The following is a 14,820-nucleotide window of genomic DNA, read 5'->3' on the forward strand; positions in this document are numbered from 1 at the left end:
GGCAGCTGGCCCTTGCTCGGGCTCTTGCCCGACACTTCCTTGTACAGGCGCAGCAGGCGCTCGTAGCTCAGGTCCGTCTCCGACTCCAGCACCTGCAACCGGGCACCGAGGTTGATCAGCGTCACCGCACGTTCGATCTGGCGGGCTTCGGTCAGGATGCTCTTCTGGCGCATGGTCGGTCTCCGAAATTCAGTTCAGGCGGTGAGGCTCAAGCGGCTTCTTGATGACGGCCGGCCATCAGGATCGAGGCGTGCAGGCGAGACACCTGGTCGTTCGCCGCTGTCTTGCCGTGGCTGGTCAGCAGGCCCCACACCAGGTCGTCGTCCATGCGGAAGCGGCACAGCAGCGTGTTGCCCGAAGCGATCTTCATCATCTGCGCCGGGCTCAGCGTGCCGATCAGCGTCGCGGTGTCCTCCGAGATGCCCAGCCGGTACAGCGCCTGCTCGCGGTCGGCGCGAATCAGGCTCTGCGCCAGCATCAGGTACGACAGGTTGGCTTCGCGGATCTCGGCCAGGATTTGCTCTGCGTTCATCTCGGACTCCTTGCTGTGCCTTGCTTGGCGCTGGGTTTCGTTCGTCTGCCTGTCTTGTCAGCCTCGGCGCCCTCTCGTTTCCGGCGCTTCAACATGTGACGAATTGTGGTGAGTCGAACAAGGCCCAAACATCAGCCCAAATCCGTTCCGCCTGTCTCCCGGCAACACCTGCCCTTGTCAGGTTTCTTCCTACACGGACGTGACTAGTTCACGCTTTTCAAGCCCTGCGGCCGGCGCGACAGCCGGGGAAACCGGGCTTTTATCGGCCCATGGCCTTGTCAGCCTGCAGCGCAGACTACGCACTCCACGGCATGAGCGGAGCTGACTGATGATTCCACGCACCCTGCACGTGATCTGGGTCGGCGACGAATCGAAACGCCCGGACAACTGCATCGCCACCTGGCAGCGGCACAACCCCGACTGGGAGCTGCGCCTGTGGGGCAACGAAGAGCTGGCCAGCTATGGCTGGGTCAACGCCGCGCACATGCGCGAGATGGCGCAGCGCGAGCTCAACGGCGTGGCCGACCTGATGCGCTGGGAGATCCTCTACAACGAAGGCGGCTTCGTCGTCGATGCCGACAGCATCTGCAAGCGGCCGCTGGAACCCTGGCTCTTCGAAGGCGAGGCCATGGCCTGCTGGGAGAACGAGCTGGCCCGGCCTGGGCTGATCGCGGCCGGCTATGTGGCCTCGGTGCCCGACAACCCCTTCTTCGGCCAGATGATCCTGGACCTGCAGAAGGAGCCCACGGTGATGGACCGCATGGCCTGGCAGAGCGTGGGCCCGCTGTTCCTTACCGAGTGCCATCGCCAGTACCAGTACGGCGGGCTGACCATCTGGCCCAGCCACTTCTTCATCCCGCGCCACTTCACCGGCACCGCCTACACCGGCGGCGGCCAGGTCTTCGCCGACCAGGCCTGGGGCAGCACGCTGCAGGGCTACGACCACTTGCACACCATGGAGATCGCCTGACATGGATACGATCAGCGCCGTGCTGGCCCAGCGTCAGCCCATGGTCTCGCCGCTGGAGCTGGCGCACCAGCCCTACTTCACGCAGAAGCTGATCGTCAGCGAGGAACTGATCGGCCGCTCGCGCCTGGACGTGTTCAGCCAGCTCTGCGCCGGCAAGCGCGTGCTGCATGTGGGCTGCGTGGACTGGCCGATCACCGACCTGAACCACTCGCTGCACCTGCAGCTGGACAAGATCTGCGACGTGGACGGCTTCGACATCCACGACGAGGCCTTCGCGCAGATGCAGCCGCATCTGCGCGGCAGGCTGTATTCGCGCTGGGAAGAGCTGCCCGGCGGCTACGATCTGGTGCTGGTGCCCGAGGTGCTGGAGCATGTGCCCGACATCCAGGGCTTCTTCGCGCAGCTCGACGCCGTCGGCGCACGCGAGTACATCATCACCGTGCCCGACGCCTACAGCTGCATGCGCCGGCACTTCGACTACAACGCCGGCGCGCAGACCTTCATCGAGGCCGTGCACCCGGACCACAACTGCTGGTACACGCCCTACACGCTGGCGAACGTGCTGCGCAAGTACACGCCTTGGCAGGTGCAGGGTCTGTGGTTCTTCAATCGCATGTCGCTGCTGGCCATGGCCACCCGCGCCGACGCCGCACCGCAGTGAAGGCACTCAAATCGCGCGCCGCTCCGCTGCTGCGCCAGCCGCCACCCGCGCAGCGCCCCCCTGCCCTGCAGGCGCTGCTGCTCGCGGCACAGACGCACGCGCGCGCCGGCCGCCACCAGGCGGCGCTGGACGAAGCCAGGCGTGCCCTGCAGATCGACGGCCAGAACCTCGCCGCCACCCTGCTGGCCGCGCAGGCCACGCTGGCGCTGCAGCAGTACGCCGACAGCATCGCGCTGCTGCAGGCGGTACCCGCCGTCGGCAGCTCCAACCTGGGCCTGCGCCTGCTGGGGGAGGCGCTGCGCCGCGCCGGCTTTGCCGAGCCGGCCGTCGGCGCGCTGATGCAGGCGCTGGCGCTGAAGAGCGACGACGTGGACGCCTATCTGCAGCTGGGCTTCGCGCTGCAGACGCTGCAGATGCATGCCGAGGCAGTCGAGTGCTTCCGCACCGTCACGCTGCTGCGCCCGGCCGATGTGATGCCGCACGCCTATCTCGTGCACGCCGAGCAGCAGGCGCTGCTGTGGGAGCAGTTCGATGCCGACGCGCAGGGCCTGCGCCGCGCGTTGGCGGCAAAGCCTGAGCAGGCCGACGACGAGTTCTGCGTGCCTTTCGCGCTGGTCAGCCTGCCGCACGATCCGCAGCAGATGCTGAAGGCGGCGCGCATCAGCAGCCGCTTCCTGAGCCGCGGACTGCCGCAGCTGCCGCCGGTGAAGCCCAAGCCATTGGCCGGCCGCAAGCTGCGCATCGGCTATCTGTCGGCCGACTTCCACGATCACGCCACCGCGGCGCTGCTGGCGCAGCTGCTGGAATGCCGCGATCGCGAGCGCTTCGAGGTGCTGCTGTTCTCGCACGGTCCCGACGACGGCTCGGCGCTGCGCCAGCGCATCGCCGCCGCCTGCGAGCAGTTCATCGATCTGCGCGAGGCTGACCTGCTCGGCACCGCGCAGGCGATACGCGCCGCCGAGGTGGACATCCTCGTCGACCTGAAAGGCCACACCGCCGACAGCCGCATGGCCGCCCTCGCCTGCCGCCCTGCGCCGGTGCAGGCGGCCTGGCTAGGCTTTCCCGGCACAAGCGGGCTGGACGCGATCGACTACATCATCGGCGACCCCATCGTCACGCCGCTTGCGCATGCCGCGCACTACAGCGAACAGATCGCCCAGCTGCCGCGCTGCTACCAGCCCAACGACGGCCGGCGCGAACGCCAGGCTGCGGTGCCGGCGCGTGCCGCGCTGGGCCTGCCCGACGATGCGCTGGTGTTGCTGGCCGCCAACCCGGTCTACAAGCTCACGCCCGCGCTGCTCGACGCCTGGGCCGAGATCCTGCGCCGCCTGCCCCAGGCGGTGCTGTGGCAGCTCAGCGGCGGCGAACAGGCCGACGCGCGGCTGCGCGCCGAAGGCCAGCGCCGCGGCATCGCGCCCGAACGGCTGGTGTTCGCACCCAAGGTCCCGATGCAACAGCACCTCGCGCGCCTGGGTGCTGCCGATCTGGCGCTGGACAGCTGGCCCTGCAATGGCCACACCACCAGCAGCGACGCGCTGTGGGCCGGCGTGCCGGTGCTGACGCTGCAGGGCAAAACCTTCGCCGGCCGCGTCGCAGCCAGCCTGCTGCACAGCGCCGGCTTGGGCGAGCTGGTCTGCCACGACGCACGCAGCTATGTCGACGCTGCCTGTGCGCTCGGCAGCGATCGCAGGGCACTGCATGCCCTGCGCGCACGGCTCGGTCTGGGAATCGCCGCGCTCTACGATGCACGACGCCTGGCGCAGGAGCTCGAAGCGCTGTACCTGCGCATGTGGTCCAGAGTCGAAGCTGGCCAGCCGCCGCAGGCGTTGGCCGCCGAGCCGGTGACCTGCTGATCCGCACCGGCCTGGGAGGCCGGTCTGCCAGAGCTGCTCGCGCGAGGCCGGCCAGCGCCCTTCGCTATCAAGCCACCGCAAGCGCTGCGCAAAGCAAAGACGCCGGCGCGGCATGCAGCCGCCCGGCGTCGCGGGGTCCGTGTCGATGGTTCAGGCGTCGTGCCGCCGCCGCGGGCGGCCGCGCGTCAAGCGGCTTGCCTGGGCGCCGTCGCCGCAGCCTGCTGCTCGGCCAGACTGGCCTGCAGGCGCTGCAGCTCGGTCTTCACCAGCGGCAGCAGATCAGGCGCCTCGGCCATCAGGCTGCGCAGCGCCTCGCTGTCCTGCTCAATGCGGGACAGCGCGTCATGCGCCTGCTGATGCTCTCCAAGCCCGGCCAATGCGAAGCCGAGCGAGTACAGGCTGGGCCCGTGCTGCGGATTCACATCCAGCGCGATGCGCGCGAACTCCACCGCGTTCTCCAGCGCACCGGCGGCCAGCAGTAGAGCCGCCATGTCGCTGAGCAAGTCATGACTCTGCGGCTCGTGGTGCAGCGCGTCCATCAGCAGTTGCAGACCGTTCTCCACCCGGCCCTGGCTGGCCTCGGCAAAGGCGGCATTGCGAGCGGCATGCAGCAGCGCGGCAGCCTCGCTGCTGATCGGCGCTGCAGTGCTGGCCTGGGTTGAGGTCGACAGCAGGGCCGCGCCACTGGCGCCGGTGCTTGTCGTTGTTTGCGTCATGACTTGCATAAGTCTCTCCAAATTGTGGCGCGCTGCTTGCTCTCTGGGCACCCGCCCCAGGACGCTCGCGTCCTGCAGGGCCGTCGCCTGGATTTGCAAACGTGCGTGCATGCATGCACGCGGCGCGCGCGTATCGACCACGGTGCAGCGAACTTTAGGGATTAGTTCACGCGCCAATCGGGAGAAAAGCACCGCTTTGCCACCGCGACTCAAAGCCTGTGCTACGCCGACACCGCCGAAAACCACTACATGGCCCGGTGCCCACGGATTCGCTCCCCGTCGCACCGGCCTGTTTCAGCTCATCGACACAAGACTGACCGAAGGACCGACAGCCGCCCCAGACATTGATGCACCCCGCCCGAACAGGCGCTGAACCGCCCACCGTCGCCGCCGGCCCGCAAGCCCGGCAGCGATCTGTGGAACAGACCGGGAAACCCAGCCGCTTTTCGGAAGATCGAGCCTATTGACAAACAGCGCTTAAGTTCTGCTTGGCGCTGTCCGATACCCATTCCAACGGGTCTGGAAACAGACGCGTGGTCAGGTTGACAGGCCGAGGGGGCATCCCGAACAGGGGCGTCGCATTGCAGGGTCCTGCCTTCCCGACGGTGCTCATCCGGCCGCAAGGTCGCCTGTAGCACCAAAAGGGGGTCTCTCCGAGGCGCCCGATTCACGTCGGAACTGAGCGTCTGGTCGCAAGCCAGGCGCACAGCCGGAAGTCTTAGTAGCTGAAACAGGAGCGCAACATGCCCGCCATCATCAACACCAACATCAACTCGCTGACCGCTCAGCGCAATATCAACACCTCGCAAGCCGCGCTGAGCACGGCGATGCAGCGCCTGTCCTCGGGCCTGCGTGTCAATTCCTCCAAGGACGATGCCGCCGGCCTCGCGATCGCCGAGCGCATGAACACCCAGGTGCGCGGCATGGCGGTGGCCATCCGCAATGCCAACGACGGCATCTCGCTGGCGCAGACCGCCGAAGGCGCACTGGCCAAGGTCGGCGACGCGCTGCAGCGCATGCGTGAACTGGCCGTGCAGGGCCGCAACGCCACCAACACGACCAGCGATCTGGACTCGCTGGGCAAGGAGTTCCAGGAACTGCAGAAGGAAATCAGCCGCGTTACCGCCGGCACGACCTTCAACGGCCGCGCCATCCTGGCCGGCGCCTCGGGCACGCAGACCTTCCAGATCGGCGCCAACACGACGGCCAACGACGTGGTCGACGTGGCGACGAAGAACATGACCACCGAGACGACGATCACCAACGTGACCGATGCGTCGATCGCGACCTTCGACAACACCGCCACTTCGGCCTCGCTGGGCACGATCATCAACAACATCGACCTGGCCATCGATACGGTCAACTCCGAGCGCGCCGTGCTGGGTGCCTCGCAGAACCGCTTCGATGCGGTGATCTCCAACCTGCAGATCTCGCTGGAGAACCAGACCGCCGCGCGCAGCCGCATCATGGATGCCGACTTCGCCGCCGAGACCGCCAACCTCAGTCGTGCACAGATCCTGCAACAGGCCGGTACTGCGATGATCGCTCAGGCGAATCAACAACCGCAGAACGTCCTGTCGCTGCTTCGATGACGCTGGGCCAGCCCAGCAGCTGGCCCTGACGACAGCTGAATTGATTGCCGCGGACAACGTCAGTCCGCCAGCTCAAGCACCCTGAGAGCGCCGTTCCCAAACCCGGGAACGGCGCCGATCGCGCAGGAGCCCTCAAGTCCAAGCAGGTGTCGTCGATAACACATCCAACGGGTCCCAAATAGTTGTTTTGAGGACTGCGTAGTCCGGTCAGCCGGCCCGACCGAGGCATTAAGCCATCGAGTTAGGCAGGACGCGGACGGCGCGAGGCCAGGCGGCGACGCTGCAGCCTCGCAGGCAAGACTGCCCGCAAGGGCATTCGTGTTATCGACCGTACAGACCGGAACGAACCGGAACTCTGGATACCGAAAGGACTGACATCATGCCCGCGATCATCAATACCAATCTCGCCTCCCTGAACGCCCAGCGCAATACCGCGATGTCGCAGAGCTCGCTCTCGACCTCGATGCAGCGACTGTCTTCGGGTTTGCGCGTCAACTCCGCCAAGGACGACGCCGCCGGCCTGGCCATTGCCGAGCGCATGAACACCCAGGTGCGCGGCATGACGGTGGCCGTCCGCAACGCCAACGACGGCATCTCGCTGGCGCAGACCGCAGAAGGCGCGCTGGCCAAGGTGGGCGACGCGCTGCAGCGCATGCGTGAGCTGGCCGTGCAGGGCCGCAACGCCACCAACACCACCAGCGACCTGGACTCGCTGGGCAAGGAGTTCATCGAGCTGCAGAAGGAAATCACCCGCGTCACCGCCGGCACCACCTTCAACGGCAAGGCCATCCTGGCCGGCTCTGGTTCAGGCACGCAGACCTTCCAGATCGGCGCCAACACGACGGCCAACGACGTGGTGGACGTGGTCACCACCGACATGACGGCCGACACGACGCTGACCAACGTGACCGACTCCGCCATCGCGGTGTTCGACAACACCTCGACGGCCGCCAGCCTGGGCACCATCATCGACAACATCGATACCGCCATCAACACCGTCAACGGCCAGCGTGCCGTGCTCGGTGCGGCGCAGAACCGATTCGATGCGGTGATCTCGAACCTGAACATCGCCATCGAGAACCAGAGCGCCGCGCGCAGCCGGATCATGGATGCCGACTTCGCATCCGAGACCGCCAACCTCAGCCGTGCGCAGATCCTGCAGCAGGCCGGCACCGCGATGATCTCGCAGGCCAACCAGATGCCGCAGCAGGTGCTCAAGCTGCTGCAGTAATCAGGGCGAAACCATAGCCGGCACACCGCCGGCTGCGCACCAGGCCCGGGCCGCAAGGCTCGCGCCTGGCCTTCGCACTGGTTTCCGTATTGGCCGTGGTTTGGCCGCTTAATCGGGCTTTTGACGGGGCTGCCGCACTCGCAGAATGCGTTCCATCGGTCAGGTGTAAATCTGCCCGCCGAACGGAACATTCAGGAGTGCTGAGATGCCCCAGACCATCAACACCAATATTGCGTCGCTGAACGCGCAACGCAATCTGAACATGTCGCAGGGATCGCTCGCGGTCTCGATGCAGCGACTGTCTTCGGGCCTGCGCGTCAACTCTGCCAAGGACGACGCCGCCGGTCTGGCCATTGCCGAGCGCATGAACACCCAGGTGCGCGGCATGACCGTGGCGATGCGCAATGCCAACGACGGCATTTCGCTGGCGCAGACGGCCGAAGGCGCTTTAGGCAAGATCAGCGACGCGCTGCAGCGCATGCGTGAGCTGACCGTCCAGGCCCGCAACGCCACCAACAGCGACTCGGACAAGGACTCGCTGGACAAGGAGTTCCAGCAGCTCGCCGGCGAGATCACCCGCATCATGGGTGCGACCTCCTTCAACGGCAAGCCCATCCTGTCGGACGCGAGCGGCCTGCCGCAGACCTACCAGATCGGCGCCAACACCTCGTCCTGGGACACCATCGACATCCCGCCGCTGGACCTGCCCAACGACGCCACCATCGGCGCCATCATCCCGCCGGGCGGCACGCCGGTGTCGATCGGTGCGCTGACCCCTGCTGGCACGCCCTCGTCCACGCCGCGGCCCACGCCGACCGATGCCACCGGTCTGGCCAAGGTGATGGATGACATCGACGACGCGCTGACGACGATCAACAACACCCGCGCCACCTTCGGTGCCGTGCAGTCGCGCTTCGACGCAGTGATCTCGAACCTGCAGATCTCGGTGGAGAACCAGAGCGCGGCACGCAGCCGCATCATGGATGCCGACTTCGCCGCCGAGACCTCGAACCTCAGCCGCGCGCAGATCCTGCAGCAGGCCGGCAATGCCATGGTGGCGCAGGCCAACCAGCTGCCGCAGCAGGTGCTGTCGCTGCTCAAGGGCTGAGCCCGAGCGAAGGCGCCCGCAGGCGCAGTCCCCGCCCCAAGGCCGTCCAGCCCCGCGCTGCACGGCCTTCAGTTTCTGCGCGAGCGGCCGATAGGGTCGATGTGGGCCGCAAGGCCCATCAAGGAGCAAAGCAGTGCCATCCATTTCTTCCACCGGCATCGGCAGCGGCCTCGATGTCGAGTCCATCGTCAGCAAGCTGGTGCAGGTCGAGCGCACGCCGATCGACCAGCTCCTGACGCGCACCGACAAGCTCAAGACCCAGCTTTCGGCCTGGGGCAAGCTGCAGAGCGCTCTGTCCTCTCTGCGCGATGCCGCATCCAAGCTCAACTCGGTGGACCTCTGGGCGCCGACCAAGGCCAGCTCCTCCAACAGCAGCGCCCTCACCGTCAGCGCCTCCAGCGCCGCCAGTGCCGGCACAGTCGCGGTGCAGGTCAACCAGCTGGCCGCGGCGCAATCGCTGGCCAGCGCGGTGCTGCCCAGCACCGGTGTCGGCGCCGGCAGTCTGACCATCGAGTTGGGCAGCTGGGGCAGCGATGGCGGATTCACTGCTAAGGAGGGCGCGACTGCCGTCACCATCGACATCGCGGCGGGCGCCGACTCCCCGAGCGCGATCCGCGACAAGATCAATGCGGCCGGCGCCGGTGTGGTCGCCTCCATCGTCAACGACGCCAGCGGCTCGCGCCTGGTGCTGCGCTCCAGAGAGACGGGCGAGAGCAATGGCTTTCGCGTCTCCGTCTCGGACGCCGATGGCAATGGTGCCGACGCCGCCGGCCTGTCTGCCCTGGCCTACGACCCCTCGGCCGGCGTCGGCTCAATGACGCTCAAGGCTGCCGCCACCAATGCGCAGGCCAACATCAACGGCATCGACATCGTCTCCGAGAGCAATACCTTGAGCAAGGCCATGGACGGCCTCACCATCAACCTGCTCGCGACGACCAGCAGCCCGGCGACACTGAACATCGCCCAGGACAAGGAGGCGATCAAGACGGCGGTGACCGCCTTCTCCGACGCCTACAACGCGGTCATCAACCTGATGCGCGAGCAGACCAAGTACGACGCCGACAGCAAGACCGCCGGCACGCTGCAGGGCGACTCCACGGTGGTTGCGCTGCAGGGCATGCTGCGCGGCATTGCCGGCGGCAGCACCTCGTTGGGCGGCGCATTCGCCCGCCTGGCCGACATCGGCCTCAACCCAGGTTCGACCGGCACGCTGACGGTAAATGCCAGCAAGTTGAACACCGCGCTGGACAACCCCGAGGATCTGAAGAACTTCTTCAAGGGGCTGGACAGCAGCGACCCGCGCAACAACGGCTTCAGCCAGCGTCTGCGCGAGTTCATCGACGGGGCGCTGTCGACCGACGGACGGGTATCGAACAAGCAGTCCTCGCTGCAGAGCAGCATCAGCGCCAACGGCAAGCGCCAGGAGATGATGGAGAACCGCCTCACGCTGGTGGAAAAGCGGCTCCGCGCCCAGTACCAGTCACTGGATGCGCAGATGGGCAAGCTCAGCGGCCTGTCCAGCTATGTGAGCCAGCAGATGGCCATGCTGAGCAAGAGCAGCAGCAGCTGAGCGCCGCGCCGCCTCGACTCGGCCCGCGCCAGGGCCCGCCTCGGCGGGCCCTTTTGCATGGCGCGCCGGCAGTCAGGGGTACAGCTGCTTACATGAGGCAGCGCTTTTGCCGGCGCTGGCTCTCAAGTTCGGGACGCCACAGCCGAAGAACATCTCAACACGCCCCCCATCACCGAGACCAAGAGATGTACGGCAACGCCTCCCCTTTCGCAGCCCGCGGCCAGCGCGCCAGCAACCTCTACAGCAAGGTCGGACTCGAGACCGATGTGCTGACTGCCAGCCCGCACCGGCTCGTCGCCCTGCTTTTCGACGGCGCCTCCGACGCGATGAACCAGGCCCTGGGCGCGCTGGCTGCCGGCAATATCGAGCTCAAGGCGCGCGCGCTCAGCCGCGCGGTGCGCATCCTTGACGAAGGCCTGAAGGCTGCGCTGCAGATGGACGCGGGCGACATCGCCCGCGACCTGCACGATCTGTACAGCTATATGTGCAGGCGGCTGACCTACGCAAACCTGCATTCCGACACCGCGGCAATCGAGGAATGCCAGCGGCTGCTGCAGCCGGTGCGCGAAGCCTGGCACGCGATCGGCCAGCAAGCCGAGGCCAAGGCGGCATGAACGCCACCCCGACGAACTACGACAACCCAGCGGACCGTCCCATGAACACGAACCTGCTCAGCTATTACGAAGCCATCGAACAGGCCAGCACCGAGATGCTGGCCGCTGCCCGCGCCGGTAACTGGGACGAGGTCGTCAAGCTCGAGGGCGCCTGCGTGCTGCTGATCTCGCAGCTCAAGCACGCGGCATCGCAGCGCCAGCTGGCACCCGACGAGACCAAGCTGAAGACGCGCATCATGCAGCGCATCCTGCTCAACGACGCGGAGATCCGCCACCTCGCCGAACCCTGGCTGGAAGACCTGAATCATCTGCTGGGCGGCCGCAGCTCCATGGTGCACTGAAGCCTCTGTGCCGTGCCGGCCGGACGCGGTCGGCCAGGCAGCCCCCGTCTCATGAGCAGCTCTCTCACCTTGCCAGGCGACCCCAGCGCCGACCCCAGCGAGTTCCGCGTCGACAACGGCACGGAGCTCGTCGCCTTGCTGCGCCAGCTCAAGGACGCAGCGGTGCCGGTGCAGCTGTCCACGCCACAGGGCATCACGCTGCGCGCGCCGCTGGTCGACATCGCGCCCGAGCACGGCGGCCTGTGCTTTGCCGTGGCCGCACAGGACGTCGCACTCGCAGCGCTGCAGGCCAGCGACGAGGTGCTGGCCGTGGCCTATCAGGACAGCATCCGCATCGAGTTCGAACTGGCCGGCCTCACGCTGGTGAAGGGCGACGGCCAGGCCACGCTGCGTTGCCCGCTGCCGCCGATGCTGTATCGCTTCCAGCGCCGCCAGGCCTTCCGCGTCCAGCCGCTGGGCAGCAACTACCCACGCGTGCGACTGCAGCATCCGCAGTGGCCGGAGATGCCTCTGGATCTGCGCGTGCTGGACCTCAGCGTGACGGGTCTGGCCTTGCTGCTGCCACCCGGGCTGCCGCCGCTGGCCGCCGGGCTCACGCTGGCGGGCGTGCGCGTGGAACTTGAGCGCGACACGCACTTCGAGGCAACGCTGTCGCTGCAGCATGCGGCAGACAACACCGACGGGCCGCCCGGCACCCGACTGGGCTGCGCCTTCGCCAGCCTGCCGGCCGGCGCCGAGCGCGAGTTGCAGTCCTTCATCGACCTGACCCAACGCCGCCAGCGTCTGCTGCGCAAGAAGGGCTAGCGTCATGGGGCGCAGCCTGGCAGCACGCCGGACGCGCGGCTACACGCTGCTCGAAGTGGCCTTCGTGCTGGCCGTGCTGGGCGTGTTGCTGGCCTTGGGGGTGCCCAGCTTCGCAGACTTTCTCGCGCGCCAGCAACTGCGCGCCGCCGGCGAGCAGCTGGCGCAGGAACTGCGCCATGCGCGCGAGGCCAGCGTGCGCGGCCAGGCGCTCCATGCCAGCTTCCGCGCCGGGCCTGACTGGTGCTGGGGCATCAGCCAGGGCCAGCCCTGCGACTGCGGCAGCGGGGTGCCGGCCTGCAACATCAGTGTCGGCCGTGCGGCCGACTATCCACGGGTGCAGATGACGCGCGCCGGCGAGGCGCTGAGTTTCGAGCCCGGTGCAGGACGACTGCTCGCCGCCGGCGAGACCGCCTTTGCCACCCGCGCGGGCCACCAGTTGCAGGTGCGCTCCAGCGTGCTCGGCCGCACCCAGCTGTGCGGGCCGGACGCGCCCAGGCCGTCGAGCTGCTGAGCCCGCCAGCAGGCCTTCTTACACCTGCATGTTCATGATTTCGGAGTAGGCGGACACCAGGCGGTTGCGCACCTGCAGCGTGGCCTGGAAGCCGATCTGCGCCTTCTGCATCGCCACCATCGTCTCCTCGAGGCTGACGGTGGGATTGTCCAGCTGCACCTCGCGCTGCAGCCGCTGCGCCTCGCGCTGCTGCGCACTGACCGCCTTCATCGCCTGGCTCATCGCATCGCCGAAGCTCGCGCCGGCGACAGCCTCGCTGCGCTTGGCCAAAGGCTGGCCGTTGACGGCCAAGCCGGCTCGCGCGGCGGCCTGGGCGAAATCAAAAGGCTTGAGCTTGAGGTCCATGCTGAGCACTCCGGGCGACGCGACCGGCTGTGACATCGTTCACGCACAGGGCCGCTTCAGGCATGGCAATGCTACGCAGACGCGGCGTGGACCAAGGGAGGAACTGCGCTCGCTTCATCGGCCTGTTCCAGGCTTTCTTGAGGGGGGGAATCCGAATAATCCGTCGCATCGGTGCCGAAAGTGGCGATGCCCGTGAGGCATTGCACGAACTGACCGCAGAGGCACCGGACGCGAAGCCCGGATAACCCGCCGCAAGAACAACGCTGCCCCATGGACAACGCCATCGCCTCACCCGCCCCCACCGCCCTGGTCGAGCCCGTCGCCGCCCAGCCGCAGGGCTTTGGCGCCCGCCTGGCGGCCTTGCCGATGCGCAGCAAGGTCGGTCTCGGCATCGGTCTGGCCGCGCTGGCCGCCGTGGTGCTGGCGATGTCGCTGATGGGTTCCAAGGGCGACTACCGACCGGTCTTCACCGGCCTGTCCGACAAGGACGGCGGCGCCGTGATCGCCCAGCTGGCGCAGATGAATGTGCCCTATCGCCATGAGCCGGGCGGCACCATCCTCGTGCCGGCCAACCAGGTCTACGACGTGCGCATGAAGCTGGCGTCGGCCGGCCTGCCCAAAGGCAGCACCGTGGGCTTCGAGCTGATGGACAAGACCTCCATCGGCCAGACGCAGTTCAACGAGCGACTGAACTTCCAGCGCGCGCTGGAGGGCGAGCTCACCCGCACCATCACCGCACTGGCCGACGTGGCCGACGCGCGCGTGCACCTGGCCATGCCGCAGCAGAACGGCTTCTTCCGCGAGCAGCAGAAGCCCAGCGCCTCGGTGATGCTGACGCTGCGCGGCGGCCGCACGCTGGACCGCGCGCAGGTGGCCGGCATCGTGCATCTGGTCTCGGCCTCCGTGCCCGAGCTCAATCCCAAGGCAGTCAGCGTGGTCGACTCCACCGGCGCCCTGCTCTCCAACACCGGCGACAACAGCTCCGGTCTGGACAGCCAGCAGCTGCAGTACAAGCAGCAGATCGAAGCCAACCTGAACAAGCGCATCTACGAGCTGCTCGAACCGGTGGTCGGCCGCGAGAACCTGCGTGCCACGGTCAGCGCCGATCTGGACTTCTCGCAGGTCGAGTCCACCGCCGAGGAGTACAAGCCCAACCAGGGCGCCAATGCGACCGCGGCGATCCGCAGCCAGCAGACGCAGGAATCGATCAATGGCACGCCGGCCCTGCCCAGCGGCGTGCCCGGCGCTGCCGGCAACCAGCCGCCGGTGCCGGCGACCGCGCCCATCAACGGTCCGGCCCAGCAGCTGCAGCCCGCCCAGGGCGGCGCCGGCAGCAACAGCTCGCGCCGCGAGGCGGTGACGAACTACGAGATCGACAAGACGGTGCGGGTGACGCGCAACGCCGTGGGCAGCGTGCGGCGCCTCAATGCCGCGGTGGTGATCAACCACCGCAGCGTCACCGACGCCAAGGGCAAGACCAGCACGCAGCCGCTGCCGCAGGCCGAGCTCGACAAGCTGACCGAGCTGGTGCGCGAAGCGGTGGGCTACAGCCAGGAGCGCGGCGACTCGATCAAGCTGGTCAGCGCGCCCTTCGTGATCGAGAAGCCCGAGACCGTCGAAGTTCCGCTGTGGCGCGAGCCCTGGTTCACCGATTTGCTGCGCACCGCGGCCGTGCCGCTGGCGCTGGTCGTCGTGGCGCTGATCGCGGTGTTCGGCTTCATCCGTCCGGCGCTGCTTGCCGCCCGTCCGCCCGAGCCCGAACCCGAAGCCCAGCTCAACGCCGTCGTCGACGAGGCCAACGAACTGCCGATCGCCGAGTTGCCGGCCCTGGAGGCCCCGGGGGTCAACGACAAGCTCGAGCGCGCCCGCATCCTGGCCAAGGAAAACCCGCTGGCCGTGGCCAACATCATGCGTGACTGGATCAACGGCGAATCCGCCTGATCCAACGTCCCCAATCTCAGCAGAGAAACAC

16 protein-coding genes are annotated in these 14,820 nt (G+C 67.5%); 12 read left to right on the forward strand and 4 right to left on the reverse strand.

Going from position 1 to position 14,820, the window contains the following annotated elements:
* The coding region (locus AC2EBS_RS17840) for a FlhC family transcriptional regulator (RefSeq protein ID WP_484729862.1) at window positions 1–173 on the reverse strand (173 nt) is incomplete at its 3' end.
* A 35-nt stretch (window positions 174–208) separates the two neighbouring features.
* Complete coding sequence (gene flhD, locus AC2EBS_RS17845; protein WP_484729806.1) at window positions 209–532, reverse strand: flagellar transcriptional regulator FlhD; 324 nt, start codon at window positions 530–532, stop codon at window positions 209–211.
* A 328-nt stretch (window positions 533–860) separates the two neighbouring features.
* On the opposite strand from flhD, the gene AC2EBS_RS17850 reads away from it, so the two are divergent.
* From AC2EBS_RS17850 to AC2EBS_RS17860, 3 genes are read left to right on the forward strand one after another with little or no spacing between them, the layout of a single operon-like run.
* Window positions 861–1,502: a glycosyltransferase family 32 protein gene (locus tag AC2EBS_RS17850; RefSeq protein WP_484729807.1), complete on the forward strand. Its 642-nt coding sequence runs from the start codon at window positions 861–863 to the stop codon at window positions 1,500–1,502.
* A 1-nt stretch (window position 1,503) separates the two neighbouring features.
* A complete protein-coding gene (locus tag AC2EBS_RS17855) occupies window positions 1,504–2,163 on the forward strand; it encodes a class I SAM-dependent methyltransferase (protein WP_484729808.1) in 660 nt (219 codons plus the stop codon).
* Complete coding sequence (locus tag AC2EBS_RS17860) at window positions 2,160–4,016, forward strand: O-linked N-acetylglucosamine transferase, SPINDLY family protein (RefSeq protein WP_484729809.1); 1,857 nt, start codon at window positions 2,160–2,162, stop codon at window positions 4,014–4,016. The genes AC2EBS_RS17855 and AC2EBS_RS17860 overlap by 4 nt, the downstream gene beginning before the upstream one ends.
* 185 nt (window positions 4,017–4,201) lie before the next feature.
* Here the strand turns inward: AC2EBS_RS17860 and AC2EBS_RS17865 are convergent, their stop codons facing one another.
* The gene (locus AC2EBS_RS17865) at window positions 4,202–4,741 is read right to left on the reverse strand and encodes a hypothetical protein (protein ID WP_484729810.1); all 540 of its coding nucleotides are present in this window, start codon (window positions 4,739–4,741) and stop codon (window positions 4,202–4,204) included.
* 734 nt (window positions 4,742–5,475) lie between these two features.
* On the opposite strand from AC2EBS_RS17865, the gene AC2EBS_RS17870 reads away from it, so the two are divergent.
* From AC2EBS_RS17870 to AC2EBS_RS17905, 8 genes are all read left to right on the forward strand, one after another.
* Complete coding sequence (locus tag AC2EBS_RS17870) at window positions 5,476–6,324, forward strand: flagellin N-terminal helical domain-containing protein (protein WP_484729811.1); 849 nt, start codon at window positions 5,476–5,478, stop codon at window positions 6,322–6,324.
* Window positions 6,325–6,703: 379 nt separating this feature from the next.
* Window positions 6,704–7,555 (forward strand): flagellin domain-containing protein, encoded by an 852-nt coding sequence (locus AC2EBS_RS17875; RefSeq protein WP_484729812.1) that lies wholly within the window; start codon window positions 6,704–6,706, stop codon window positions 7,553–7,555.
* A 205-nt stretch (window positions 7,556–7,760) separates the two neighbouring features.
* Window positions 7,761–8,663 (forward strand): flagellin N-terminal helical domain-containing protein, encoded by a 903-nt coding sequence (locus AC2EBS_RS17880; RefSeq protein ID WP_484729813.1) that lies wholly within the window; start codon window positions 7,761–7,763, stop codon window positions 8,661–8,663.
* A gap of 133 nt (window positions 8,664–8,796) precedes the next feature.
* Entirely contained in the window at window positions 8,797–10,233 is a 1,437-nt protein-coding gene (gene fliD / locus AC2EBS_RS17885) for a flagellar filament capping protein FliD (protein ID WP_484729814.1), read from the forward strand.
* Between the two features lie 185 nt (window positions 10,234–10,418).
* A complete protein-coding gene (gene fliS / locus AC2EBS_RS17890) occupies window positions 10,419–10,847 on the forward strand; it encodes a flagellar export chaperone FliS (RefSeq protein WP_484729815.1) in 429 nt (142 codons plus the stop codon).
* Window positions 10,848–10,888: 41 nt separating this feature from the next.
* The gene (locus AC2EBS_RS17895) at window positions 10,889–11,188 is read left to right on the forward strand and encodes a flagellar protein FliT (RefSeq protein ID WP_484729863.1); all 300 of its coding nucleotides are present in this window, start codon (window positions 10,889–10,891) and stop codon (window positions 11,186–11,188) included.
* A 51-nt stretch (window positions 11,189–11,239) separates the two neighbouring features.
* Window positions 11,240–11,992 (forward strand): flagellar brake protein, encoded by a 753-nt coding sequence (locus AC2EBS_RS17900; RefSeq protein WP_484729816.1) that lies wholly within the window; start codon window positions 11,240–11,242, stop codon window positions 11,990–11,992.
* A 4-nt stretch (window positions 11,993–11,996) separates the two neighbouring features.
* Window positions 11,997–12,503 carry a pilus assembly FimT family protein gene (locus AC2EBS_RS17905; RefSeq protein ID WP_484729817.1) on the forward strand — a complete coding sequence of 169 codons (507 nt, stop codon included), beginning with the start codon at window positions 11,997–11,999 and terminating at the stop codon, window positions 12,501–12,503.
* Between the two features lie 18 nt (window positions 12,504–12,521).
* Here AC2EBS_RS17905 and fliE read toward each other — a convergent pair whose 3' ends face one another.
* On the reverse strand, window positions 12,522–12,848 hold the full coding sequence (fliE, locus tag AC2EBS_RS17910) for a flagellar hook-basal body complex protein FliE (RefSeq protein ID WP_484729818.1): 327 nt from the start codon (window positions 12,846–12,848) through the stop codon (window positions 12,522–12,524).
* A gap of 270 nt (window positions 12,849–13,118) precedes the next feature.
* Here fliE and fliF point away from each other — a divergent pair, with 270 nt between their 5' ends.
* Entirely contained in the window at window positions 13,119–14,789 is a 1,671-nt protein-coding gene (gene fliF / locus AC2EBS_RS17915; RefSeq protein ID WP_484729819.1) for a flagellar basal-body MS-ring/collar protein FliF, read from the forward strand.
* Window positions 14,790–14,820 lie beyond the last annotated feature (31 nt).

It is taken from the genome of Roseateles sp. T103 (assembly GCF_057219915.1).